General features: G+C 45.7%; 28 protein-coding genes. All 28 read left to right on the top strand.

Features of this window, described 5'->3' with window-relative positions:
- Window positions 1–132: 132 nt before the first annotated feature.
- The 28 genes from flgB to cheW are packed head-to-tail and all read left to right on the top strand — an operon-like array spanning window position 133 to window position 24,037.
- On the top strand, window positions 133–522 hold the full coding sequence (flgB, locus tag MJQ52_RS02985; protein ID WP_094246939.1) for a flagellar basal body rod protein FlgB: 390 nt from the start codon (window positions 133–135) through the stop codon (window positions 520–522).
- Window positions 522–974 (top strand): flagellar basal body rod protein FlgC, encoded by a 453-nt coding sequence (gene flgC / locus MJQ52_RS02980; RefSeq protein WP_003154259.1) that lies wholly within the window; start codon window positions 522–524, stop codon window positions 972–974. The genes flgB and flgC overlap by 1 nt, the downstream gene beginning before the upstream one ends.
- Window positions 975–984: 10 nt before the next feature.
- Window positions 985–1,305 carry a flagellar hook-basal body complex protein FliE gene (gene fliE, locus MJQ52_RS02975; RefSeq protein ID WP_007409777.1) on the top strand — a complete coding sequence of 107 codons (321 nt, stop codon included), beginning with the start codon at window positions 985–987 and terminating at the stop codon, window positions 1,303–1,305.
- A gap of 42 nt (window positions 1,306–1,347) precedes the next feature.
- Window positions 1,348–2,958 carry a flagellar basal-body MS-ring/collar protein FliF gene (fliF, locus tag MJQ52_RS02970; RefSeq protein WP_062623353.1) on the top strand — a complete coding sequence of 537 codons (1,611 nt, stop codon included), beginning with the start codon at window positions 1,348–1,350 and terminating at the stop codon, window positions 2,956–2,958.
- Between the two features lie 12 nt (window positions 2,959–2,970).
- A complete protein-coding gene (gene fliG / locus MJQ52_RS02965) occupies window positions 2,971–3,987 on the top strand; it encodes a flagellar motor switch protein FliG (RefSeq protein ID WP_003154256.1) in 1,017 nt (338 codons plus the stop codon).
- Window positions 3,980–4,735, top strand: coding sequence for a flagellar assembly protein FliH (gene fliH / locus MJQ52_RS02960; RefSeq protein WP_094246938.1), 756 nt, complete (start codon window positions 3,980–3,982; stop codon window positions 4,733–4,735). Before fliG ends, fliH begins: the two co-directional genes overlap by 8 nt.
- A complete protein-coding gene (fliI, locus tag MJQ52_RS02955; RefSeq protein ID WP_094246937.1) occupies window positions 4,732–6,048 on the top strand; it encodes a flagellar protein export ATPase FliI in 1,317 nt (438 codons plus the stop codon). The genes fliH and fliI overlap by 4 nt, the downstream gene beginning before the upstream one ends.
- Before the next feature lie 5 nt (window positions 6,049–6,053).
- Window positions 6,054–6,497 carry a flagellar export protein FliJ gene (gene fliJ, locus MJQ52_RS02950; RefSeq protein ID WP_003154253.1) on the top strand — a complete coding sequence of 148 codons (444 nt, stop codon included), beginning with the start codon at window positions 6,054–6,056 and terminating at the stop codon, window positions 6,495–6,497.
- Window positions 6,498–6,508: 11 nt separating this feature from the next.
- Entirely contained in the window at window positions 6,509–7,123 is a 615-nt protein-coding gene (locus MJQ52_RS02945) for a MotE family protein (protein ID WP_015388236.1), read from the top strand.
- Window positions 7,124–7,129: 6 nt separating this feature from the next.
- Window positions 7,130–8,473, top strand: a complete 1,344-nt coding sequence (locus MJQ52_RS02940; RefSeq protein ID WP_094246936.1) for a flagellar hook-length control protein FliK — start codon at window positions 7,130–7,132, stop codon at window positions 8,471–8,473.
- Window positions 8,474–8,914 (top strand): flagellar hook assembly protein FlgD, encoded by a 441-nt coding sequence (gene flgD / locus MJQ52_RS02935; RefSeq protein WP_003154247.1) that lies wholly within the window; start codon window positions 8,474–8,476, stop codon window positions 8,912–8,914.
- A 24-nt stretch (window positions 8,915–8,938) separates the two neighbouring features.
- Window positions 8,939–9,715 carry a flagellar basal body rod protein FlgG gene (flgG, locus tag MJQ52_RS02930; RefSeq protein WP_003154244.1) on the top strand — a complete coding sequence of 259 codons (777 nt, stop codon included), beginning with the start codon at window positions 8,939–8,941 and terminating at the stop codon, window positions 9,713–9,715.
- A 39-nt stretch (window positions 9,716–9,754) separates the two neighbouring features.
- Entirely contained in the window at window positions 9,755–9,970 is a 216-nt protein-coding gene (locus tag MJQ52_RS02925) for a flagellar FlbD family protein (protein ID WP_003154243.1), read from the top strand.
- The gene (gene fliL, locus MJQ52_RS02920) at window positions 9,967–10,386 is read left to right on the top strand and encodes a flagellar basal body-associated protein FliL (RefSeq protein WP_014305005.1); all 420 of its coding nucleotides are present in this window, start codon (window positions 9,967–9,969) and stop codon (window positions 10,384–10,386) included. Before MJQ52_RS02925 ends, fliL begins: the two co-directional genes overlap by 4 nt.
- A gap of 33 nt (window positions 10,387–10,419) precedes the next feature.
- Window positions 10,420–11,418, top strand: coding sequence for a flagellar motor switch protein FliM (gene fliM / locus MJQ52_RS02915; RefSeq protein ID WP_013352266.1), 999 nt, complete (start codon window positions 10,420–10,422; stop codon window positions 11,416–11,418).
- Complete coding sequence (gene fliY, locus MJQ52_RS02910) at window positions 11,408–12,541, top strand: flagellar motor switch phosphatase FliY (RefSeq protein ID WP_013352267.1); 1,134 nt, start codon at window positions 11,408–11,410, stop codon at window positions 12,539–12,541. The genes fliM and fliY overlap by 11 nt, the downstream gene beginning before the upstream one ends.
- 26 nt (window positions 12,542–12,567) lie before the next feature.
- Complete coding sequence (gene cheY / locus MJQ52_RS02905) at window positions 12,568–12,930, top strand: chemotaxis protein CheY (protein ID WP_003154238.1); 363 nt, start codon at window positions 12,568–12,570, stop codon at window positions 12,928–12,930.
- A 14-nt stretch (window positions 12,931–12,944) separates the two neighbouring features.
- Window positions 12,945–13,598 (top strand): flagella biosynthesis regulatory protein FliZ, encoded by a 654-nt coding sequence (gene fliZ / locus MJQ52_RS02900; RefSeq protein ID WP_013352268.1) that lies wholly within the window; start codon window positions 12,945–12,947, stop codon window positions 13,596–13,598.
- Window positions 13,591–14,256: a flagellar type III secretion system pore protein FliP gene (gene fliP, locus MJQ52_RS02895; RefSeq protein ID WP_013352269.1), complete on the top strand. Its 666-nt coding sequence runs from the start codon at window positions 13,591–13,593 to the stop codon at window positions 14,254–14,256. Before fliZ ends, fliP begins: the two co-directional genes overlap by 8 nt.
- Window positions 14,257–14,270: 14 nt before the next feature.
- Window positions 14,271–14,540, top strand: a complete 270-nt coding sequence (fliQ, locus tag MJQ52_RS02890) for a flagellar biosynthesis protein FliQ (RefSeq protein ID WP_013352270.1) — start codon at window positions 14,271–14,273, stop codon at window positions 14,538–14,540.
- Between the two features lie 6 nt (window positions 14,541–14,546).
- Window positions 14,547–15,326 (top strand): flagellar biosynthetic protein FliR, encoded by a 780-nt coding sequence (fliR, locus tag MJQ52_RS02885; RefSeq protein WP_013352271.1) that lies wholly within the window; start codon window positions 14,547–14,549, stop codon window positions 15,324–15,326.
- Entirely contained in the window at window positions 15,326–16,405 is a 1,080-nt protein-coding gene (gene flhB / locus MJQ52_RS02880) for a flagellar biosynthesis protein FlhB (protein WP_013352272.1), read from the top strand. The genes fliR and flhB overlap by 1 nt, the downstream gene beginning before the upstream one ends.
- 33 nt (window positions 16,406–16,438) lie before the next feature.
- On the top strand, window positions 16,439–18,472 hold the full coding sequence (gene flhA, locus MJQ52_RS02875; protein ID WP_014470398.1) for a flagellar biosynthesis protein FlhA: 2,034 nt from the start codon (window positions 16,439–16,441) through the stop codon (window positions 18,470–18,472).
- Window positions 18,472–19,563 (top strand): flagellar biosynthesis protein FlhF, encoded by a 1,092-nt coding sequence (flhF, locus tag MJQ52_RS02870; protein WP_094246935.1) that lies wholly within the window; start codon window positions 18,472–18,474, stop codon window positions 19,561–19,563. The genes flhA and flhF overlap by 1 nt, the downstream gene beginning before the upstream one ends.
- On the top strand, window positions 19,560–20,453 hold the full coding sequence (locus MJQ52_RS02865; RefSeq protein WP_094246934.1) for a MinD/ParA family protein: 894 nt from the start codon (window positions 19,560–19,562) through the stop codon (window positions 20,451–20,453). The genes flhF and MJQ52_RS02865 overlap by 4 nt, the downstream gene beginning before the upstream one ends.
- Window positions 20,450–21,517, top strand: a complete 1,068-nt coding sequence (locus MJQ52_RS02860; RefSeq protein WP_017417783.1) for a protein-glutamate methylesterase/protein-glutamine glutaminase — start codon at window positions 20,450–20,452, stop codon at window positions 21,515–21,517. The genes MJQ52_RS02865 and MJQ52_RS02860 overlap by 4 nt, the downstream gene beginning before the upstream one ends.
- 5 nt (window positions 21,518–21,522) lie before the next feature.
- A complete protein-coding gene (gene cheA / locus MJQ52_RS02855) occupies window positions 21,523–23,541 on the top strand; it encodes a chemotaxis protein CheA (RefSeq protein ID WP_094246933.1) in 2,019 nt (672 codons plus the stop codon).
- Window positions 23,542–23,563: 22 nt separating this feature from the next.
- Window positions 23,564–24,037 (top strand): chemotaxis protein CheW, encoded by a 474-nt coding sequence (cheW, locus tag MJQ52_RS02850; protein WP_003154225.1) that lies wholly within the window; start codon window positions 23,564–23,566, stop codon window positions 24,035–24,037.
- Window positions 24,038–24,052 lie beyond the last annotated feature (15 nt).

Below are 24,052 nucleotides of genomic sequence, written 5' to 3'. Positions count from 1 at the left end.
TATAATTGAGCACTTTTTTTTAGCCTAACTTCATAGACTTTAAGCCTGTTATTTCTTACAATAAGCATATGGTTTTACAATTCTCGACAAGGATTTTTAGGAGAAAAATATCTGAAATGGAGGTAAGTGGATTTGGACTTATTTTCTGGAACTATACAAAATCTTGAGAATGCCTTGGGGAGAGCGGACATTAAGCAAAAAGTCTTAACTAATAACATCGCCAATATAGATACACCGAACTATAAGGCAAAAAAAGTCTCTTTCCGAAATTTGTTAGATCAGGAAACATCCAATTTCGAGGCGGTAAAAACCGACTATCGGCACGTTGACTTTACGGGTTCAGGGGACGATTATTCTATCGTGTCCAGCAGTGATACATCGTACCAGCAAAACGGAAACAATGTCGATATCGACAAAGAAATGACAGATTTAGCCGAAAACCAAATTAATTATCAGGCTTTGGTTGAAAGAATGAGCGGCAAATTCAATTCTCTGAAAACCGTCTTGACAGGAGGAAAATAATGAGTGGCTTTCAAAGCTTAAATATTTCGGGCTCCGCTTTAACTGCACAGCGTGTCCGGATGGACGTCGTATCGTCCAACCTGGCCAATATGGATACAACGAGAGCGAAGCAGGTAAATGGCGAATGGGTGCCTTACAGAAGAAAGCTGGTATCTCTCCAATCGGGAGGCGAATCATTTTCGTCCCTTTTACATTCCAAGATGAACGGAACAGGAAGCGCTGGAAATGGCGTAAAGGTATCTGGCGTTACGGAAGACCCGTCCGCTTTTAATCTCGTTTATGATCCGGAGAATCCTGATGCGAATAAAGACGGATATGTACAAAAACCAAATGTAGACCCATTAAAAGAAATGGTTGATCTTGTCAGCAGCACGAGATCATATGAAGCAAACGTAACTGCATTAAACGCCTCCAAAGGCATGCTTTTGAAGGCTTTAGAAATCGGAAAGTAAGGTGATGTAAGTGGTTAACGCTATTACTCCTTTTCAGCTTCAACAAACCCAAAACACTCAAAACGTAACGAATCAATTAAACCAAACTCAAAAAACTGATTCTTCAAACCAAACAAGCTTTTCGGAGCTTTTAAAAAACTCTATTGATTCGTTAAATGAGTCACAAGTAAAATCTGACCAAATAACGAACGAACTGGCTGCAGGAAAGGATGTAAACCTTGACGAGGTCATGATCGCTGCCCAAAAAGCAAATATCTCTCTGACGGCCGCTACCGAATTCCGCAATAAAGCCGTGGAAGCCTATCAGGAAATCATGAGAATGCAGATGTAGTGGTCAGATTGAAGAGAATGACTGGAATGACCGGGGGTTAACATGAATCGTACTCTAATGCAAATGAAAACCAAAACGGCAGCGTTTTGGAACAACAGATCAAAAACACAGAAGATACTCATGGTAAGCGGCTTGGCCGCATTCATTATTTTACTCATCGTCGTTATTATTTTTACTTCGTCTGAAAAGATGGTGCCTCTTTATAAAGATTTGTCCGCGGAAGAAGCGGGGAAGATTAAAGAAGAGCTCGATACGAAAAAGGTGTCTTCTGAACTTGCTGACGGCGGCACGGTCATTAAGGTTCCTGAGAGCCAAGTGGATTCGCTTAAAGTCCAGCTTGCCGCGGAAGGCCTGCCGAAAACGGGATCAATTGATTATTCGTTTTTCGGACAAAATGCGGGCTTCGGCCTGACAGATAATGAGTTTGACGTTTTAAAGGTTGAGGCGACTCAGACCGAATTGTCAAACCTGATAAATGAAATGGACGGTATTAAAAACTCGAAGGTCATGATCAATATGCCGAAAGAAGCCGTGTTCGTCGGTGAAGATCAGCCGGCAGCGTCCGCATCCATCGTTTTGCAGATGAAACCGGGCTACTCGCTTGATCAAAATCAGATCAACGGGCTGTACCATCTCGTTTCTAAAAGTGTTCCGAACTTAAAAGAAGATAATATCGTCATAATGGATCAAAATTCTACATATTATGACAAAAGTGACAGCGGTGCAGGGTCCGTTTCTGACAGTTATGCATCTCAGCAAGGTATTAAGTCGCAGGTCGAAAAGGACATTCAAAAACATGTTCAGTCACTGCTCGGCACAATGATGGGGCAGGATAAGGTCGTTGTTTCCGTAACGGCGGATATTGACTTCACGAAGGAAAAACGCACTGAAGACACTGTCGAACCTGTCGATAAAGATAACATGGAAGGCATAGCGGTAAGCGCCGAAAAAGTTGCGGAAACGTATAAAGGCGACGGCGCAGCCAACGGCGGCACGGCCGGAACGGGAAGCAATGACACCGCGAACTATGCCGAGACAAACGGCGGTTCAAACAGCGGGGACTACGAAAAAAGCAGCAATAAAATCAACTATGAAGTCAACCGCATTCATAAAGAAATCGCGGAAAGCCCGTATAAAGTGCGTGATTTAGGCATTCAGGTCATGGTGGAGCCGCCTAATCCGAAAAATGCCGCTTCCTTATCAGCACAGAGACAGGCTGATATACAGAAGATTTTAGGAACGGTCGTCAGAACGTCTCTTGATAAAAACGAAACGCAAAATCAAAACCTGACAGACAATGATATCAACAATAAAATCGTTGTATCCGTTCAGCCGTTTGACGGAAAAACAAGCCTGAACACAGATTCGGCACAATCTTCAGGTCTTCCGATCTGGGTATACATTACAGGCGGCGTACTGCTTGCGGCCATTATTCTGCTTATTATTCTCCTCATCAGAAAGAAACGCTCACAAGAGGATGAATACGAAGAATATGAATATGAAACACCGCCGGAGCCGGTTCGATTGCCTGATATCAACGAAGAGAAAATTGAAACGGAAGAAACAGTCAGACGAAAACAGCTTGAAAAAATGGCTAAAGAAAAACCGGAAGACTTTGCTAAATTGCTTCGAAGCTGGCTGGACGAGGATTAGGGGGAATGGAAAATGGCGAAACGTGATCAGAACAAGCTTACAGGAAAACAAAAAGCAGCCATCCTCATGATTTCCTTAGGCCTTGATGTATCAGCTTCTGTGTACAAGCATTTGTCTGAAGAAGAAATTGAAAGATTGACTCTCGAGATTTCGGGAGTCAGAAGCGTCGATCATCAAAGAAAAGATGAAATCATTGAAGAATTTCATAATATCGCAATCGCTCAGGACTATATTTCACAAGGCGGTTTAAATTACGCCCGCCAAGTGCTTGAAAAAGCGCTCGGAGAAGATAAAGCGGTAAGCATTTTAAACAGGCTCACCTCTTCTTTGCAGGTAAAGCCGTTTGATTTTGCAAGAAAAGCGGAGCCCGAACAGATTTTAAATTTCATTCAGCAGGAACATCCGCAAACGATGGCACTGATTTTATCCTACCTTGACCCGGTGCAGGCCGGACAGATTTTGTCTGAGCTGAACCCGGACGTTCAGGCTGAGGTGGCAAGAAGGATTGCGGTTATGGACAGAACGTCTCCCGAAATCATAAATGAAGTGGAGCGGGTCCTTGAACAAAAGCTGTCCTCCTCCTTTACGCAGGATTATACGCAGACCGGCGGCATAGAAGCCGTTGTTGAAGTGTTAAACGGCGTAGACAGAGGAACGGAAAAAACGATCCTTGATTCATTAGAAATCCAAGATCCTGAATTGGCGGATGAAATCAAAAAACGGATGTTTGTCTTTGAAGATATTGTCACTCTTGATAACCGTGCGATTCAGCGCGTGATCAGAGACGTTGAAAACGACGACCTCCTGCTTTCATTGAAGGTTGCAAGCGAGGAAGTCAAAGAGATCGTCTTCAGCAATATGTCACAGCGTATGGTTGAAACGTTTAAAGAGGAAATGGAAATTATGGGGCCTGTGCGTTTGCGTGATGTGGAAGAGGCGCAATCAAGAATCGTGGGCGTCGTCCGCAAGCTGGAAGAAGCCGGAGAAATTGTAATCGCGCGAGGCGGAGGAGACGATATTATTGTCTAATATCATTAAACAGCAATCATCATTTTCTCCTGAACAAAAACGGCGTAAGCTTTCCTTGCAGGAAGTCAGGAAAACACATTCCCAGCCAGACCGGGAGGAACTTGAAAATCCGGAGGCTCTCATGGCCTTTGCCAAGGCCGAAGCCGACAGGGTGTCTGAAGAAGCGAAAAATCAATTGGATCACACTCTTCGGCAGATTGAAGAAGAGAAAAACCGCTGGGCGGAAGAAAAACAAAGATTGATGGAAGAAGCGAAGGCAGAAGGATATAAAGAAGGCATGGCATTGGGAAAAGCCGATGCTCAAGCTGAATATGCCAATCTCATCAGCCGGGCCAATGCCGTTATGGAAATGGCGAGACAGTCAGTCGAGGAAAAACTGGAAAGCGCTGAAGAAGAAATTATTGAGCTTTCCGTTGCGCTCGCTAAAAAAGTCTGGCGGCAAAAAAGTGACGATAAAGAGGCTTTCCTTCTGCTGGTCAAACAGGTAGTAGCCGAAGTAAAAGATTATGATGACATCTCCATCTATGTGGACCCTGAATATTATGAGACGGTTCATCAGCATATGGACGAAATTCAGCAGCTGTTATACAAAGAATGCAGATTAAGCTTATATGCCGATGAAAAAGCCGCGAAGGGAACGTGCTCGATAGAAACTCCGTTCGGACGTGTTGATGCAGGCATAGACACCCAGCTGATGCAATTAAAGCAAAAACTTTTAACGGCGCTTGAGGCGGGAGCGGAGCAATGAAGACACAGTATTTAATAGAATCAATTGAAACAGCGGATCCGTACAAACGCTACGGCAAGGTTAAACGGGTCATCGGGCTGATGATTGAATCAAAAGGGCCCGAAAGCTCAATCGGAGATGTTTGTCTCATTTATCCGAAAGGCCATGCAAAAAAAGCGATTAAAGCTGAGGTTGTAGGCTTCCAGGATGAAAACATTCTGTTAATGCCTTATCTGGAAGCAGCCAGTATCGCGCCGGGCAGCATTGTGGAGGCCACTGGCGAGTCGCTCCGCATCAAAGTAGGGGCGGGGTTAATCGGACAAGTTGTCGACGCGTTCGGCGAACCTCTTGACGGCCGGGCGCTTCCGAAAGGTTTGTCCCCCGTTTCGACAGAACAGCAGCCGCCAAACCCGATGAAACGCCCGCCGATACGGGAAAAGATGGGTGTCGGCGTCAGATCGATTGACAGTCTGCTGACGGTAGGAAAAGGGCAGAGAATCGGGATTTTTGCCGGAAGCGGAGTCGGGAAAAGCACCTTGATGGGAATGATTGCGAAGCAGACTGAAGCTGATTTAAACATTATCGCACTTGTCGGTGAACGGGGGCGCGAGGTGCGTGAATTCATCGAGAAGGATTTAGGCGAAGAAGGCCTGAAACGCTCGATAGTCGTAGTCGCGACCTCTGATCAGCCTGCGTTAATGCGATTGAAAGCGGCGTATACGGCCACCGCCATTGCGGAGTATTTCCGCGATAAAGGCCGGAATGTGATGTTCATGATGGACTCCGTCACGAGGGTCGCGATGGCTCAGCGGGAAATCGGCCTGGCAGCGGGAGAACCGCCGACAACAAAGGGATATACACCTTCTGTGTTCGCTATTTTGCCTCGTTTGCTGGAAAGAACGGGCGCAAATGAACAAGGAACGATAACCGCTTTTTATACGGTTCTCGTTGACGGAGATGACATGAACGAACCGATTGCCGATACGGTGCGCGGAATATTAGACGGGCATATCGTTCTCGATCGGGCGCTTGCCAACAAAGGGCAGTTCCCGGCCGTGAACATCCTGAAAAGCATCAGCAGGGTCATGTCTAATATTTCAGACACAGCGCACATAGAGGCGGCCAACAAATTCCGCGATCTTCTGTCAACTTATCAAAACTCTGAAGATCTCATTAATATCGGAGCTTACAAAAGAGGGTCATCAAGAGAAATTGATGAAGCGATTCAGTTTTATCCGCAGCTTATTCAATTTTTAAAACAAGGAACGGAAGAACCTGCTCAATTGGAAGACAGCATTGCGGCATTGACGAGTCTGACAGGAAATGAGGAATAAACATCATGGCTTACCAATTCAGATTTCAAAAGCTGCTGGAATTAAAAGAAAATGAAAAAGACCAAACATTGACTGAATACAGACAATCGGTTTCTGAATTTGAGACAGTGGCTGAAAAACTATATGAAAATATGAGCAAAAAAGAATTGCTCGAAAAAGACAAAGAATCAAAGCTGAAATGCGGGATGAGCGTTCAGGAAATGAGACATTATCAGCAATTCGTTTCCAACCTTGAGAACACCATCTACCATTATCAAAAGCTTGTCATTATGAAACGAAATGAAATGAATGAGAAGCAGGAACAGCTCACCGAAAAAAACATTGAAGTAAAGAAATTTGAAAAAATGCGGGAAAAACAATTTAATATGTTCGCACTTGAAGATAAAGCTGCAGAGATGAGGGAAATGGACGACATTTCAATCAAGCAGTTTATGATTCAGGGGCATTAGGAGCGAATGAAATGGCCGATAAAGAAAAGAGATCTGGAAAGTTCGGTTCAATCCTGCTTTTTATCATGATCCCGCTGATTTTTCTGATCATCGTCGCAAGCATCATCCTTTGGGCTGCCGGCGTTGATGTGATGAAGCCGATTCAGGAAACAGCCGCTAAAACGCCTGTTTTAAAAGAATTGGTTCCCGAAACGAAAGAAATGAAAAGCGCGGCGGAAAAGCAGAAGGAAGACAGAACGGCTTCTCTTGAAAAGACCATAAAGGAACAAAAAAGTGAAATTAACATTTTGAATAAAGATTTAGACACAAGCAAGTCCGAAATCGATAATCTGAATCAGAAAATCCGTTCGCTGAAACAGGAAGCTGAACAGCAGCAGAAAACGAAGACGGATGAAACAAAAAAAGACGCTTCGGATTCAGCCGGAAAAGATAAAATGATCAACATCTATAAAAGTATGGACAGCGGTAAAGCGGCAAGCATTATCGTAAAGCTGAAAGAAAAAGAAGCCCTCGATATTTTAAATGGATTAAGTAAAAAGCAGCTTGCTGAAATCTTGACGAAAATGACTCCTGAACAAGCGGCTAAATATACAGAAAAACTATCCGCTGACGGAAATAAGGAGTGATGTAAGTTGAAGCTGCTTGAATTAACGGGTAATCGTACGCAGACTGCGCAAAACAGCAATGTGAAGACGAATGTAAACAGCTTAGGTCTATTTCAGAACTGGCTCCTGTCGGAAATCACTTCTCCCCGGCAGCCCGGAGATGAAACAAAAACAAGTGACGCAGAGCTGAATGACGCCCTATCGAAAATCGGTGATTGGCTGAAAGCCGGCCCGGAAGATAAAGAATTGCAGCTTAAACAGCTGCTTGAGGCGGTAAAAGCTCTTGAAGGAAAGCAGACGGCTGAAACAGCTCTTCCTTTATTGAAACAGCTTGCCGAATCCGTTGAAGACATGTTAGCGGGAAAACAGCATGAGACGAAGCCTGAAACGGATGAGCCGGATTCTTCCGAAAAAGACGGGGATTCCGTCAAGGATGCGCTTGAGAAGGGCCTGCTTTTCATTCAAGAAGCCGTATCCCGGCTCTTCACATCTCAGCAGGAACTGCCTGACAGCACGCAGGCAAAGGCGGTTTACCGGGAAGGCGCCCGTTTATTAGAGGCATTGAAAAAACAAGGTGTTCCGGACCGCGTGATTCAAGACCTGCGGCAGACATTTTTTCCGAAAAACGAATCTGCATCTAAACTTTACGCCATGACAGCCGCTGAGCTGAAGAGCTTTCAAAGCGTCGCGGAGCAGCTTGCGGGCCTTTCTCAAAAGGGAACAAAGGAATGGGATATGGCTGAAACTGAGCTGAAAGCTTTTGTGTTATCTCAATCATCTGAATCATCCCAAGAGTCAGCCGGGAAAACGGAACAGCAAAACGGAGGCACGGTTTCTCACGCAAAGGCGCCTGACAGCAAATTGTCTGCACATATACTGTTTTCGGGAACGAGAAGCCTTGCCGGCATTCAGCAAGCGTCCGCAGGAGCTGAACAGCAGCCGGCAGAAAATAAACCGTTAACGGATCAGGTTATCAGCGGCTGGAAACAGATGAAATACACGCCTTTCGGGAAAGCAACCGGAAGCTTTACGATTCGTCTTAATCCCGAGAACCTCGGATTTGTCACAATTAAGGTGACAAACGAAAACGGGATGTTTCAAAGCAAAATAATCGCATCCAGCCAGTCCGCGAAAGAGCTGCTGGAACAGCATCTTCCTCAGCTGAAACAGTCGCTTCCGAATATGTCGGTCCAGGTCGACCGTTTTACAGTCCCGCTTCAAAGCGGGGATCAGCAGCCTGTTTACGGGCAGACGGCAGATCACAATAAACAGCAGCATCAGGGACAGAGAGAGCAGAAGAACCAGCAGCAGTCAGGCGATTTCGGAGATATGCTGGAGGAGCTTTCTCTCAATGAAATGGAGGAAGAATAGTTGACATCAGTAAACTCGGATTATGCCGCGGCGGGCGCTTCAACCACTTCAAACGCGAAGAGCACCTCCGCAGTAAACAGCAGTACGAATTTAGGGAAAGACGAATTTCTGAAGATCTTAATGACACAGGTTCAAAACCAGGACCCGCTCAATCCGGTTGATGACAAAGAATTCATCAGCCAGATGGCGACATTTTCTTCATTGGAGCAAATGATGAATATGAATACGACGATGACTAAATTTGTAGAAAATCAAGATCCGTTTACGATGTATGTGAACTGGATCGGCAAAAATGTCACATTCAGCGACAGCGACGGGAAGGATCAGACAAGCCCAGTCAATTCAGTCAAGCATTCAAACGGCAATTACGTGCTCGTGCTTGAAAATGGCAAAGAGGTCAGTCCGTGGAATGTCACGGCCGTCAGCGAAACATCTAAATAAAAAGAAACCCAGGGGGAATTTAACATGTTACGTTCATTATATTCCGGTATCAGCGGCATGAAAAACTTTCAGACAAAACTAGATGTAATCGGCAATAACATCGCCAACGTCAACACAGTGGGATTTAAGAAAAGCCGCGTTACATTTAAAGATATGATCAGCCAGACAGTCGCCGGCGGTTCAAACGTGACCAATTCAAAACAAATCGGCTTGGGTGCCGCGACTTCTTCCATTGATGTCGTTCATTCAACCGGCGCCCCGCAGGCTACACAGAATAAAACCGACCTAGCCATTGACGGAGACGGATACTTTCAGATTAATACAGGTTCGGGAATCGTTTACACACGTGCGGGGAATTTCGGAAAGGACAATCAAGGCAACCTTGTTACGACTGACGGGTACTACCTTGAAAAAATCGGCGGCGGCAAAATCAATATTCCGACTGATGCGAAAGATTACAGCATCGGTGCAGACGGAACCGTTACATACACTGATGCAGGGGATGCGGTTCATGATGCCGGACAAATTGGTCTGGTCACGTTCCCTAACAGCGCCGGTCTGGAAAAAATCGGAGGCAATCTTTACAGAGAATCATTAAGTTCAGGAGCTGCGAGCGCAGTCACCACTCCGGGCGAAAACGGAACGGGTAAGCTTTTGGCAGGCTATCTTGAAATGTCAAACGTAGATCTGACAGATGAATTTACCGAAATGATCGTTGCTCAGCGCGGTTTCCAATCAAACTCAAAAATCATTACGACTTCAGATGAAATCCTTCAGGAGCTGGTTAATCTGAAACGGTAAGGAGGGAGGAGAGGCGGTTAGGCCGCTTCTCCGGATTGCATGATTCAAGTCACCCGTTTAAACGGCCAGCCTTTTACGCTGAACGCGCTGTTTATCGAACAGATTGAGTGCTTCCCCGACACGACGATTACACTGTCCAACGGCAAAAAGTTCGTAGTGAAAGAACCGGAAGAAGCAGTTCTCAAAAAAGTCATATCGTTTTACCATAGCATACAAATATTTTCACTGGATCAGGGAATAGAGGAAGAAGAATGAAGAAAAAATTAGTCATCATTTTGCTGATTATTTTAGTTGTCATCGCCGGCCTCGGAACGGCAGCATATTTTGTCGTCAGCGGACATTCCGGCAAAGATAAAAAGCCGACAATTGACGAAGTCGTTGCAGCCACTGTGTCTGTCGACGATATCACGACAAACTTAAAGTCTGACAGCATCATCCGTATCGGCATCAAGCTTGAAACCGACTCGGCTAAAGCGAAGGAAGAACTTGAAAAACGCGATTTTCAGGTGAAAGACAACATCATTTCCATTTTAGCTGACACAAGCGCCGGAGAGATTGAGGGAGATAAAGGAAGAGAAGCGTTTAAACAATCATTAAAAGAAAAAGTAAACAGCTATCTCCAAGAAGGAAAAGTTCAGAAAGTGTACATTACCTCCTTTAATCTGCAATAAAAACAAATTTGACAGAATACGGAGGTGAAGAAGATGTCAGGAGAAGTTCTCTCCCAAAATGAAATAGACGCACTGCTTTCCGCCATTTCGACGGGTGAGGCGGATGCGGAAGAGCTGAAAAAGGAAGTTAAAGAGAAAAAAGTAAAGGTATATGATTTTAAACGGGCGCTCAGGTTTTCGAAAGATCAGATACGAAGTTTAACCCGGATACATGATAACTTTGCGAGGCTTCTCACAACACATTTTTCCGCCAAGCTCAGAACGTATATTCATATATCTGTCAGCTCAGTCGACCAGGTGCCGTATGAAGAATTTATCCGCTCCATACCGAACATGACGATCCTGAATTTATTCGATGTTCATCCGATGGAAGGCAGAATCATGATGGAGGTTAATCCCACCATCGCCTACGCCATGCTTGACCGCGTCATGGGAGGCATCGGCATCACGCATAACAAAGCTGACAATCTTACGGAAATTGAAACAAACATTATTTCTAACTTATTTGAAAATGCACTGGGCAACTACAAAGAAGCTTGGCAATCCATTGCTGATATTGACCCTGAAATGACTGAATTCGAAGTGAATCCTCAGTTTGTACAGATGGTTTCGCCAAATGAAACAGTCGTGGTCATTTCTCTCAATACGCAGATCGGTGAAATCAGCGGTGTCATTAATCTTTGTATTCCCCATGTCGTGCTTGAGCCGATTATCCCTAAGCTTTCCGTACACTATTGGATGCAATCAGACCGGAATGAAGCGAAGCCCGAAGAAACGAAGTCGCTTGAAAAGCGCATCATGACGGCTCAAATTCCCGTTGTGGCTCTCTTGGGCGCTTCTGAACTGACAATAGAAGAATTTTTAAGTTTGGAAGTCGGGGACTGTATAACTCTGGACAAATCAGTGACTGATCCTCTTACTGTATTGGTCGGAAACAAACCGAAGTTTTTAGGGCAGGCCGGCCGGGTGAATCGAAGACAGGCAGTGCAAATTTTAGATCACGACATAAGAGGTGAACAAGATGAACAATAGATTATCTCAAGATGAAATCGATGCTCTTCTTAATGGCACAGGCAGTCACTCAGAGGATACAGAACAGCCTCAAGAAGCGAACTTGTCTGAACTTGAGCGTGATGCGATCGGAGAAATCGGGAATATTTCGTTCGGCAGCTCGGCTACGGCGCTGTCCACTCTTTTAAATCAAAAAGTGGACATTACGACGCCGAGTGTGACCGTCATTTCAAAAAGCAAAATCAGTGATGAATTTCCTCATCCGTATGTTGCCATTGAAGTGAACTACACAGAAGGATTTGACGGCAGCAATTTGCTCGTCGTAGAACAAAGCGACGCGGCTATCATCGCGGATTTGATGATCGGGGGGGACGGCCAAGGCGCCGATCCGTCACTCGGTGAGATCCACCTGAGCGCCGTGCAGGAAGCAATGAATCAAATGATGGGCTCGGCTGCTACGTCAATGTCGACCGTATTCAGTAAAAAGATCGACATTTCTCCGCCAAGGGTTGAACTTCTGGATGTGACGGAAGAAAAAGGGACAGACAGAATACCTGAGGATGACCTGCTTGTAAAAGTTTCATTCCGTTTGAAAGTCGGTGAACTCATCGATTCGAGCATCATGCAGCTTTATCCGATCACATTTGCGAAAGATCTGATCGCAGAGCTGATGGATACAGATCAGCCTGAGGCCGATGAAACCGTATCAGAACCGCGGGAAACATACGAAACGCCGCAGCCGGAACCTGCCATTCAGCAGGAGCCGCAGGCAAAACCCGAGCTTCCGAAGAGACAGGGAACTGCTAAAAAAGCCGCTCCTGTTCAAGTCGCTCCGGTGGAGTTCCAGGCGTTTGATCAAAACGCAGCGGATGGGCACGGTTCAAGGAATAACCTTGATATGCTGATGGATATCCCGCTTTCCGTTACGGTCGAGCTCGGCAGAACGAAGAGAAGCGTTAAAGAAATCCTGGAACTTTCTGCGGGAAGCATTATTGAACTTGATAAGCTGGCGGGTGAACCCGTTGACATTCTGGTCAATCAGCGGATCGTAGCAAAGGGCGAGGTCGTTGTCATAGAAGAAAACTTCGGCGTGAGAGTCACTGATATTTTAAGTCAGGCAGACCGCCTTAACAATTTAAAATAAGCGAACATAGAGGAGAGAAACAGATTATGGCACACAGAATTTTAATTGTAGACGATGCAGCATTTATGAGAATGATGATCAAGGATATTTTAGTGAAGAACGGTTTTGACGTTGTAGCTGAAGCTTCGGACGGAGCACAGGCAGTCGAAAAATTCAAAGAGCATTCACCCGACCTTGTGACAATGGATATTACAATGCCTGAAATGGACGGGATTACCGCATTAAAGGAAATTAAACAAATCGATCCGCAGGCGAAAATCATCATGTGTTCGGCTATGGGGCAGCAGTCAATGGTTATTGACGCGATTCAAGCCGGCGCAAAAGACTTTATCGTGAAGCCATTCCAAGCAGACCGCGTGCTTGAAGCCATTAATAAAACATTAAGCTAAAGGGTGTACGACTGTTGAAAAAGAGTCATGGTTTACTAGCTTTGATTTGTTGTTTCGTTTTACTCAATGTACATCCGTTCCCTGCTTTTGCAGCGGAGTCTGACAATTCCACTGTCAACGAATGGTTTGACAAACAATCAACAAACAAAACAGAGAAAAAAAGCGATACATCGAAACAAACGGCTGATCAAGAGATAGGGGATGCTTCTGCATCTTCTGTCTCCGCTTTTGATTTTGTAAAGATGATTGGGGCGTTATTATTTGTCATTCTGCTGATCTACGGAGTTGTCAAACTGATGAATAAAAGAAACCGCCTTCTGAAGCCGTTTCAATACGTAGAAAATATCGGCGGAACGTCAGTCGGCCAAAACCGCTCCGTGCAGCTGATTAAAGTGGGAAACAGCGTTCTCGTAGTCGGTGTCGGCGAGACGATACAGCTTTTAAAAGAAATTGAAGATGAAAAAGAGCGCGAGGCGATTCTGAGCCAATACGAAGAGGCGATGTCCTCAAAAGTGGAATGGACCAAACTCGTAAATCCGCGTAAGGATGGAGAAAAGAAGCCGCAAACGATGCTTCCGTCGTTTTCAAAAGCGCTGAAAGAACAGCTGAACGAGCTGAAACAAAGCCGTTCTGAAGGAAAGAAGAAAGGCCCGTATCATCATGAATGAATTCATTAATCTTTTTAATTCAAGCAGTCCGACCGAAGTCAGCTCCACTGTTAAATTACTGCTGCTTTTGACTGTCTTTTCAGTGGCGCCGGGGATTCTGATTTTGATGACCTGCTTTACGAGAATCGTCATCGTCCTGTCCTTTGTGAGAACTTCACTGGCGACGCAGAACATGCCTCCGAATCAGGTTTTAATCGGTCTTGCGCTGTTCTTGACGTTTTTTATCATGGCTCCGACTTTTTCAGAGATTAATAAGGATGCCTTAACGCCGTTGATGGACAACAAAATCAGTCTCGATGAAGCATATACAAAAGCCGAGAAACCGATTAAAGAGTATATGAGCAAGCATACAAGGCAGAAGGATCTGGCGCTGTTTATGAACTATGCCAAAATGAAAAAACCCGAATCGATTCAGGATATTCCTTTGACGACGATGGTGCCCGCTTATGCGATCTCAGAACTCAAAACCGCTTTTCAAATGGGCTTTATGATTTTTATTCCGTTTTTAATTATCGATATGGTCGTGGCGAGCGTCTTAATGTCAATGGGAATGATGATGCTTCCGCCGGTTATGATCTCTCTGCCCTTTAAAATATTGCTTTTCGTTTTGGTCGATGGATGGTATTTAATCGTGAAATCTTTGCTTGACAGCTTTTAGGGTAGGTGCTAATTGTGAGTTCAGAATTTGTAATTTCCATGGCGGAAAAAGCCGTATATGTAACACTTATGATCTGCGGGCCGTTACTTGCGATCGCGCTGATCGTCGGTTTGCTCGTCAGTATCTTTCAAGCGACAACTCAAATCCAGGAACAGACGCTTGCGTTCATTCCGAAAATCGTGGCGGTGATGCTCGGACTGATCTTTTTCGGTCCTTGGATGCTGTCGACGATTCTTTCGTTTACAACTGATCTGTTCTCTCATCTGAACCGATTTGCAGGGTAGAATCAAATGAATTCCATCATTGATTTATTTCCCGCTTTTTTATTGGTTTTTATCAGAATTTCTGCTTTTTTTGTAACGGTGCCGGTGTTCGGGCACCGGAATCTGCCGGCGGTTCACCGAATCGGCTTTGCTTTTTTTCTTTCGGTGATCTGCTTCAGCACACTGAAACATGCGCCGGCAATTGACATAGGGGAACAGTATATGCTGCTTGTCATAAAAGAGGCCGTTGTGGGCTTGAGCCTTGGGCTGATTGCTTTCATGATGATGGCAGCGATCCAGATAGCGGGTTCCTTTATTGATTTTCAAATGGGCTTTTCCATCGCCAATGTCATTGATCCGCAATCAGGCACGCAAAGCCCGCTGATCGGCCAATTCGTTTATACGCTGGCGCTGTTATTTATGCTCAGTGTAAACGCCCATTATCTTTTATTGGACGGGATTTATTACAGCTTTCAGTATATCCCGCTTGATCAGGCATTTCCGTCGTTTGGAAATGATCGCTTTGGACTTTTTATCGCAAAAAGCTTCAATGCCATGTTCATTATCGCTTTTCAAATGTCTGCGCCGGTTGTGGCCAGTCTGTTTTTAGTTGATTTGGCGCTCGGCATTGTGGCGCGAACAGTGCCGCAGCTGAACGTTTTCGTGGTCGGGCTTCCCCTGAAAATAGCTGTGAGCTTTATTATGCTGATCGTTTGTATGGCGGTGATGTTTGTCATCGTCCGCAATATCTTCAGCCTTACCGTTGAAACCATGCGGAATCTATTGGCATTGGTCGGTGTGACATGATGAGACTCAGACTGAATCTGCAATTCTTTGCCGGTGAAAAAACGGAAAAAGCCACCCCGAAAAAACGGAAGGATACAAGAAAGAAAGGACAGGTCGCGAAAAGTACGGATGTAAATACAGCCGTTTCTTTACTGATTATCTTTCTTTCGCTGATCGCGCTCGGACCTTATATGCGGGACAGGCTGCTGTCCTTTATTAAAACGTTTTATACGAAATCGATAGCATTAGAATTGTCTGAATCTAACGTGCATGAGCTTTTCGTGGATACAGTGAAAGATATCAGCCTCATCCTTGCGCCGATTATGCTGGTCGCACTTTTGGCAGGAATCGTGTCCAATTACATGCAGGTCGGTTTTCTGTTTTCCGCGGAAGTCCTCAAGCCTGACCTGAACAAGCTCAGTCCCTTGAAAGGATTTAAGCGGATTTACAGCATGAGGGCGATAGTTGAACTGGTCAAATCGATTTTGAAGATTACCGTGGTCGGTTTTGCCGCTTTTATGGTGCTCTGGCTGCATTATGGCGATATTCTCCGCCTTCCGCTTTTAACGCCTGCGGAAGTGCTCACTTTCGTTTCTAAACTCACTCTTTGGATGGGGCTTGCGGGCTCGGGGGCTTTAATGCTGCTGGCCGGGCTTGATTACTTATACCAGCGTTTTGACTATGAGAAAAATATCAGAATGTCAAAGCAGGATATAAAAGATGAATATAAAAAATCGGAGGGTGATCCGATTATCAAGTCCAAAATTAAGCAGAAGCAGCGGGAAATGGCAATGAGGCGAATGATGCAGGAAGTGCCGAAAGCCGACGTCATCATTACCAACCCGACCCACTATGCGATTGCTTTAAAATATGATGAAAAGAAAATGGACGCCCCCTACATTGTTGCTAAAGGGGTCGATCATCTCGCATTAAAAATCAGGCAGATCGCCAAAGAGCACGATGTCATGACGATAGAAAACAGGCCGCTCGCGCGTGCGTTATATGATCAGGTTGACATTGACCAGGCCGTGCCGGAAGAGTTTTTCAAAGTCATTGCGGAAATTTTGGCTTATGTATATAAAACGAAACAAAAAGTATAGTGAATTTCAGATTCAAAAGGAGAGAAAAACAGCATGTCAACAAGAGATTTATCGGTTTTAATAAGTGTTGTCCTCATTGTGGCAATGCTGGTGATTCCATTCCCTCCATGGTTGTTAAGTATTTTGATCATCATTAATATCTCTCTTGCGTTGATCGTGCTTCTCACCACAATGAATATGCAAGAACCGCTGCAATTCTCGATCTTCCCGTCATTGCTGCTGTTATTGACGCTTTTTCGCCTTGCGCTCAATGTGTCGACGACACGTTCGATTCTTTCTCATGGAGAAGGGGGAAAGGTTGTTGAGACATTCGGGAATTTCGTTGTCGGCGGAAATGTGCTGGTAGGGCTTGTTGTCTTCATTATCTTGATTATTATTCAGTTTATCGTCATTACAAAAGGCGCCGAGAGGGTATCGGAAGTCGCGGCGAGATTTACGCTCGATGCGATGCCCGGAAAACAAATGAGTATTGACGCGGATTTAAACGCCGGCATGATTACGGAGCAGGACGCAAAGCACAGACGTGAAAAAGTCGCCCGGGAAGCGGATTTTTACGGTGCCATGGACGGTGCGAGCAAATTCGTCAAAGGGGATGCCATCGCGGGTATCATCATCGTGATGATCAATATTATTTTCGGGATCGTAATCGGCATGCTGCAGCAGGGGATGAGCATACAAGAAGCTGCTTCTCACTTTACAATGCTGACGGTCGGTGACGGTATCGTTTCTCAAATGCCGGCCTTGCTCATTTCTACGGCTACGGGGATTGTCGTGACGAGAGCGGCATCTGAAGGAAACCTCGGTCATGATATTACAGGCCAGCTGTTCGCTTATCCGAAGCTCTTGTATGTAGCCGCGGGAACTGTTCTTTTGCTTGGTCTTCTTACACCGATCGGCATTCTGCTGACGGGGCCGATTGCCGGCCTGCTTGCATTCGGCGCCTACACGCTGTCCAAAACGGATAAGCCGAGCGAAGAAGAGGAAGAAATTCTTGAAGAAGAGGCTCAGGCGGATGAACTGAAAAGCCCGGAAAGCGTTGTACAGCTTCTACATATTGATCCGATTGAATTTGAGTTCGGATACGGGCTTGTGCCGCTTGCAGACGCAGGGCAGGGCGGTGATCTTCTTGACCGCATCGTCATGATCAGACGTCAGCTTGCGCTTGAATTGGGGCTTGTCATTCCGGTTGTGCGCATCAGAGATAACATCGCGCTTCAGCCGAATGAATACAGATTGAAAATTAAAGGCAACGAAGTCGCTAAAGGAGAGCTTCTGCTTGATCATTACTTAGCGATGTCGCCTACGCCTGAAGATGATGTCATTGAAGGAATTGAAACGATTGAGCCGTCGTTCGGACTGCCCGCAAAATGGATCAGTGAAGCAGCGAAGGATGAAGCGGACATGCTGGGGTATACCGTTGTTGATCCGGCGTCTGTCGTATCCACGCATATTACAGAAAAGATTAAGCAGCATGCCCATGAACTGGTCGGCAGACAGGAAACAAAGCAGCTGATCGATCATCTGAAGGAAAATTATCCTGTGCTTGTTGAGGAAGTCACGCCAAACCCTCTTTCTGTCGGCGATATTCAAAAGGTGCTTGCCAAATTGCTGAGAGAAAAAGTTTCAATCAGAAACTTGGTGACCATTTTTGAAACACTTGCCGATTACGGAAGATTAACAACAGATTCAGACCTTTTGACAGAATACGCGAGACAGTCGCTTGCCAAACAAATCACGGCTCAATATGCGAGAGAGCATGAAACGCTAAAAGTCATGACATGCTCAGGCCGGGTGGAAAAAGCAATTGCAGACGGGGTTCAGCAGACTGAACAAGGCAATTACTTGTCGCTCGATCCCGAGGTTTCAGACAGTATCATCCGTTCTGTCGCTAAAGAGGCCGAGCAGCTTTCCATCCGGCAGGAGACGGCAATTCTTCTTTGCTCGCCCGCTGTCAGAATGTATGTAAAACAGCTGTTAGAACGCTATTTCCCTGATCTGCCGGTTCTTTCTTATAATGAGCTGGAAGCAAACGTTGAAGTACAGAGCATTGGAGTGGTGGATATTTAATGAAGATAAAAAAATTTACAGCCGCTTCAATGCAGGATGCCGCGAAGCAAATCAAAAAGGAACTCGGTAACGATGCCGTTATTTTACATTCAAAACAAGTAAAGAAACGAAAATGGCTGGGGCTGCGGTCACAGCAAGCCGTTGAAGTGATAGCCGTTTTAGATCGTGACGTCAGGGAAGCGAGAAAAACTCCGCCTGCTGCCGGTGAAGAAATGAAAAAGACGGAAAAGGCGGAGAAAGCTGAGCCCGTTCAGCCGCCGCGTCTTTCTGATCACAGTACTTCAGACGATCTGGCACATTACAAAGAGGTGCTCCCTGAACCATTAAAAAAAGCCGAGAGACTATTGAAGCAAGCCGGGCTTCCTGATCATACGCAAAACGCCGTGCTGAGTGAATTGCTCCGTTCTTCAATTGCTTCCGGCGATTTAACTGATGAAAATGTCAACTCGAAACTGCAGGATTTGTTAGTGAAAAAACTCCCTTCAGCAGACAGGTGGCAGGAAGGAATTCAATCAAAATATGTCGTGCTTTTCGGTTCAACCGGAGCCGGCAAAACGACTACACTTGCAAAACTCGCAGCCTCATCAATGCTGACAGAGCATAAAAAAATTGCATTTATGACGACGGATACGTACCGTATTGCCGCGGTTGAACAGCTGAAGACGTATGCTGAGCTGCTTCAGGCTCCTCTTGAAGTATGTTATTCAAAAGAAGAATGTCTGAAGGCGCAGGAAAAATTCGCTGAATATGACCATGTTTTCATTGATACAGCCGGAAGAAATTTCAAAGAAGAGCAGTATATTACGGAATTACAAGAGATGATTCCGTTTGACTCAGGTTTACAATCCTTTCTCGTATTATCGGCATCTGCAAAATATGAAGATATGAAACAGGTGCTGAAACAGTTTTCCGGTGTGCCGGTCAATCAATTCATTTTTACGAAAGCGGATGAAACCGCCTCGCTCGGTTCCGTGTTTCAAGTGCTGTCGGAATCAAGAATCGGCGCCGCCTATTTGACAAATGGACAGGATGTGCCTGAAGATATCCTATCGGCTTCACCAAAAGAGTTTGTAAGGATGCTTTTGGCATGAAACCCGATCAGGCAGAGTCATTAAGAAGGAAAATGAGAGAGCGGCAAATGATCAAGCCGGAGCTTTATGAGAAAAAAGCGAAGACATTAGCCGTCATCAGCGGTAAAGGCGGCGTCGGAAAATCTAATTTAACATTAAACATGGCAGTTGCCCTGCAGGAAAAAGGAAAAAAAGCACTCATCATTGATCTTGACATCGGAATGGGCAACATTGATGTGCTGATCGGCGCTGCTTCTTCCCGCACCATTATTGATGTGATGGAGAATCAGCATGCATTGGCTCAATCACTTTCCTCCGGTCCGAAAGGCCTTCGCTACATATCCGGAGGAACGGGGCTTGAGGCGATCTATCAAGCAGACAGAGAGAAGTGGTCGGTTTTTATGAATGGTCTTTCCGCTGTATTAAGCGATTTTGATTACGTTCTGTTTGATATGGGAGCGGGACTTTCAAAAGAACAGCTGCCGTTTATTTTATCGGCGGAAGACATTCTCGCCGTGACAACGCCTGAGCCGACGGCCATTATGGATGCCTACAGCGCGATCAAACATCTTTTGCTCGCGGATGAACGGCTGACCGTAAACATTGCTGTCAATCGCGCCCGCGCCCAAAAACAGGCGCTGGACACGTACAACCGCCTTTCTCATGCGATTCACACGTTTTTAGGCGCGGAGGTGCGTTTCGCCGGCTCCATACCCGATGATCCGCTAGTAAGTCAAGCCGTCATTGACCAGGTGCCTTTTTTAATAAAAAGTCCTCAAGCAAAAGCCAGCAGGTCCGTCCGTCTTCTGACGGATGTCTTGTTTCAAACGGAAGAAAACAAACCAAGAGAAGAGAAACCGGCATTTATTGAGAGACTATCTTCTTTTTTATTGAGGAGGACTTTACAGTGATTCGTGTGCTTGTCGTTGATGACTCAGCTTTTATGAGAAAGATGATTACCGATTTTCTGGCTGCGGAAGTGCAGATAGAAGTCATCGGGACAGCCAGAAACGGGGAAGAGGCGCTGAAGAAAATAGAGCTTCTCAAACCGGATGTTGTCACGCTTGATATTGAAATGCCGGTCATGAACGGAACGGATACATTGCGGAAGATCATCAGCATATATAAACTTCCCGTCATCATGGTATCGAGCCAGACACAGCAAGGGAAGGACCGAACGATCAACTGCCTGGAAATGGGCGCTTTTGATTTTATCACTAAGCCTTCCGGATCGATTTCACTTGATCTTTATAAAATTAAAGAGCAGCTGATTGAGAGAGTGATTGCAGCCGGGCTGTCCCGCGCACAAAAACCTGAGGCGGCAGTGAAAGAGCCTTCTATCCCGGAACGTCCGGCTTTGGCGGGATTTGAAAGACCGAAAGCAAAATCCGCCAAGCAGGCCGTATTCATCGCGACCTCTACAGGCGGACCGCGTGCCCTGCAAAAGGTGATTCCGAAACTGCCGAAGGATTTAAAGGCGCCTGTATTTGTCGTTCAGCACATGCCTGAAGGCTTCACCGCTTCACTTGCAGACAGACTCAACCATTTGTCAGATATTCAGGTCAAAGAAGCGGAAAACGGTGAAGAAGCGAAAGACGGATGGGTGTACATCGCGCCCGGCGGAAAAAATATGACGGTTGCAGAGGAAGGCGGAAGGCTCCGCATCATTCTTGACGTTCATGATACGGAAAGCCGGCATAAACCGTCAGCCGATTATTTGTTTCGGTCGGCAAGCCGCTTATCCGATTACGAAAAGGTAGCCGTCATTATGACAGGCATGGGCAGCGACGGAACCGAAGGCGTAAAAGAAATGCTCAGAACAGGCGGCGTTAAAACGATTGCGGAATCGGACGAATCCTGTGTTGTGTTCGGAATGCCGAAGTCAGCGATAAAGGCGGGCCTCATTCATGAGATTAAACATGTGGAAGATATCGCGGCATCCATCACCGGATGTGTGAAAAAAGAGAGGGTGTGAATCAATTGGATATGAATCAATATTTAGATGTCTTTATTGATGAAAGTAAAGAGCACTTACAGACATGTAACGAAAAGCTGCTGCTGTTGGAAAAAGATCCGGCAGACCTTCAGCTTGTGCATGACATCTTCAGAGCTGCCCATACGCTGAAAGGCATGAGCGCAACGATGGGATATACAGATCTGGCGCATTTAACCCACCTGATGGAAAATGTGCTGGACGCCATCCGCAACGGAGAAATGCCCGTTACATCGGATTGGCTGGACGTGCTGTTTGAAGCGCTTGATCATCTTGAAGAGATGGTGCAGTCCATTATTGACGGAGGAGACGGCAAACGTGATATTTCTGAAGTAAGTGCGAAGCTCGACGTAAATGCGGTGCATGAGACTGCGGCTTCAGCCGAAACAGCAGAACCGCCGGCTTCAAAACAACAGACTTCAACTGAATGGAATTATGATGAGTTCGAACGGACTGTTATTGAAGAGGCGGAAGAGCAGGGATTCAGCCGCTATGAAATAACGGTTTCTCTGAATGAAAGCTGCATGCTCAAAGCCGTGCGCGTGTACATGATATTTGAAAAGCTGAATGAAGCCGGGGAAGTCGCAAAAACGATACCCGCCGCGGAAGTACTTGAGACGGAAGATTTCGGAACGGATTTTCAGGTGTGTTTCTTGACAAAGCAGCCTGCTGAAGAAATTAAAGAACTCATCAGCGGCATTTCAGAAGTGGAGAAAGTCGAAATTTCTGCCGGTGCGCCGTTAAAAACGGCCGAAAAACCGCAAGCGGCTGAACCGGTGAAGGAAACTCCGGTTAAAAAGGCTGAAAAAACGCCGAAGCCGCAAGCGAAAACGGAAGAACAGCCGAAGCATCACAGCGGCTCGAAAACGATTCGTGTCAACATTGAAAGACTGGATTCTTCAATGAATCTTTTTGAAGAACTTGTCATTGACCGCGGACGTCTTGAGCAGATCGCCAAAGAGCTTGACCACAATGAGCTGACTGAAACCGTTGAACGCCTGACCAGAATTTCGGGCGACCTTCAGTCTATTATTCTTAATATGCGGATGGTGCCGGTAGAAACCGTCTTTAACCGTTTCCCGAGAATGATCCGCCAGCTTCAAAAGGAATTAAACAAGAAAATCGAATTGTCCATCATCGGAGCTGAAACGGAGCTGGACCGCACGGTGATTGATGAAATCGGCGATCCGCTTGTGCATTTAATCAGAAACAGCATCGATCACGGCATTGAATCGCCTGAAGTGCGGGTGAATAAAGGAAAACCGGAATCGGGTCATGTCGTGCTTAAGGCATATCACAGCGGCAATCATGTCTTTATTGAGGTTGAAGATGACGGGGCCGGCCTGAACAGAAAGAAAATTCTTGAAAAAGCGCTCGAGCGGAGTGTAATCACCGAACGTGATGCTGAAACGCTTGAAGATAATGAGATTTACGAGCTTATTTTTGCTCCTGGCTTCTCGACTGCCGATCAAATTTCTGACATTTCAGGTCGGGGCGTCGGTCTGGATGTCGTAAAAAATAAACTCGAATCACTCGGCGGCTCTGTCAGTGTCAAATCCGCGGAAGGTCAAGGTTCTCTTTTCAGTATCCAGCTTCCGCTGACACTTTCAATTATATCCGTTCTTCTCATTAAACTGGAAGAAGAGACGTTTGCGATACCGATTTCTTCTATTATAGAGACGGCTGTTATTGATAAGAAAGATATCCTGCAGACGCATGACAGAGAAGTGATTGATTTCAGAGGCCAAATCGTTCCGATCGTCTATCTGAAAAATGAATTCGGCATTACGGATTCAAAACAGGATGCCGATCAGTTCCATGTAATCGTCGTGAAAAAGGGCGATAAATCCACTGCTTTTGTCGTGGACTCTTTTATCGGACAGCAGGAAGTCGTACTGAAATCACTCGGCGACTATTTGACGAACGTCTTTGCGATTTCCGGCGCTACGATTCTCGGAAACGGAGAAGTGGCGCTGATTATTGATTGCAATGCGCTGATCTACTAAAACGACACGAGGAGGTGCCCGCATGACTGCTGAAATCAAAACAGGTGAAAAAATGATTGTGTTTATGATAAACGGGAAAGAATACGCTATCTCAGTTTCCCAGGTGAAATCAATTGAAAAGTGGCAAAAACCGACGAGGGTCCCGGGGGTGGAATCTTATATCCGCGGCGTTATCAATCTGCGCGGAGTGATTACCCCGGTTCTTGATTTAAGAAAACGTCTGAACCAGCCTGAACAGGACATCACAGAAGAGACACGGATTATCATCATTTCTTACCGTGACGCCGATGTCGGATGGGTCGTGGATGAGGCCAATGACGTCATCACCGTGCATGAAAATGAAATTGAATCCGCGCCTGAAAGCCAGACAAAGGAAACGGATGTGTGGATTAAACAGATCGTCAAGCAAGATAACAGGCTCCTCAATATTATCGATGCGCATGCGGTGCTGGATAAAGGTGCTTCGGCATCTGCGTCCGGAGAGCCGAATGCTTAAAGGGGAAAAGACAAC

It is taken from the genome of Bacillus sp. jun7 (genome assembly GCF_051034795.1).
GTDB classification, from domain to species: Bacteria; Bacillota; Bacilli; order Bacillales; family Bacillaceae; genus Bacillus; species Bacillus velezensis.
The sequence above is the reverse complement of the archived record's forward strand: the minus strand, read 5'-3'. Positions and strand labels throughout refer to the sequence as shown.

What these genes read in the sequence shown, in the direction of transcription:
- flgC (WP_003154259.1), top strand. Translation starts at nt 522, where the DNA reads ATGAGTGGCTTTCAAAGCTTAAATATTTCGGGCTCCGCTTTAACTGCA.
- fliF (WP_062623353.1), top strand. Translation starts at nt 1,348, where the DNA reads ATGAATCGTACTCTAATGCAAATGAAAACCAAAACGGCAGCGTTTTGG.
- fliG (WP_003154256.1), top strand. Translation starts at nt 2,971, where the DNA reads ATGGCGAAACGTGATCAGAACAAGCTTACAGGAAAACAAAAAGCAGCC.
- fliI (WP_094246937.1), top strand. Translation starts at nt 4,732, where the DNA reads ATGAAGACACAGTATTTAATAGAATCAATTGAAACAGCGGATCCGTAC.
- fliJ (WP_003154253.1), top strand. Translation starts at nt 6,054, where the DNA reads ATGGCTTACCAATTCAGATTTCAAAAGCTGCTGGAATTAAAAGAAAAT.
- MJQ52_RS02945 (WP_015388236.1), top strand. Translation starts at nt 6,509, where the DNA reads ATGGCCGATAAAGAAAAGAGATCTGGAAAGTTCGGTTCAATCCTGCTT.
- flgG (WP_003154244.1), top strand. Translation starts at nt 8,939, where the DNA reads ATGTTACGTTCATTATATTCCGGTATCAGCGGCATGAAAAACTTTCAG.
- MJQ52_RS02925 (WP_003154243.1), top strand. Translation starts at nt 9,755, where the DNA reads ATGATTCAAGTCACCCGTTTAAACGGCCAGCCTTTTACGCTGAACGCG.
- fliL (WP_014305005.1), top strand. Translation starts at nt 9,967, where the DNA reads ATGAAGAAAAAATTAGTCATCATTTTGCTGATTATTTTAGTTGTCATC.
- fliM (WP_013352266.1), top strand. Translation starts at nt 10,420, where the DNA reads ATGTCAGGAGAAGTTCTCTCCCAAAATGAAATAGACGCACTGCTTTCC.
- fliY (WP_013352267.1), top strand. Translation starts at nt 11,408, where the DNA reads ATGAACAATAGATTATCTCAAGATGAAATCGATGCTCTTCTTAATGGC.
- cheY (WP_003154238.1), top strand. Translation starts at nt 12,568, where the DNA reads ATGGCACACAGAATTTTAATTGTAGACGATGCAGCATTTATGAGAATG.
- fliP (WP_013352269.1), top strand. Translation starts at nt 13,591, where the DNA reads ATGAATGAATTCATTAATCTTTTTAATTCAAGCAGTCCGACCGAAGTC.
- fliR (WP_013352271.1), top strand. Translation starts at nt 14,547, where the DNA reads ATGAATTCCATCATTGATTTATTTCCCGCTTTTTTATTGGTTTTTATC.
- flhB (WP_013352272.1), top strand. Translation starts at nt 15,326, where the DNA reads ATGAGACTCAGACTGAATCTGCAATTCTTTGCCGGTGAAAAAACGGAA.
- flhA (WP_014470398.1), top strand. Translation starts at nt 16,439, where the DNA reads ATGTCAACAAGAGATTTATCGGTTTTAATAAGTGTTGTCCTCATTGTG.
- flhF (WP_094246935.1), top strand. Translation starts at nt 18,472, where the DNA reads ATGAAGATAAAAAAATTTACAGCCGCTTCAATGCAGGATGCCGCGAAG.
- MJQ52_RS02865 (WP_094246934.1), top strand. Translation starts at nt 19,560, where the DNA reads ATGAAACCCGATCAGGCAGAGTCATTAAGAAGGAAAATGAGAGAGCGG.
- cheW (WP_003154225.1), top strand. Translation starts at nt 23,564, where the DNA reads ATGACTGCTGAAATCAAAACAGGTGAAAAAATGATTGTGTTTATGATA.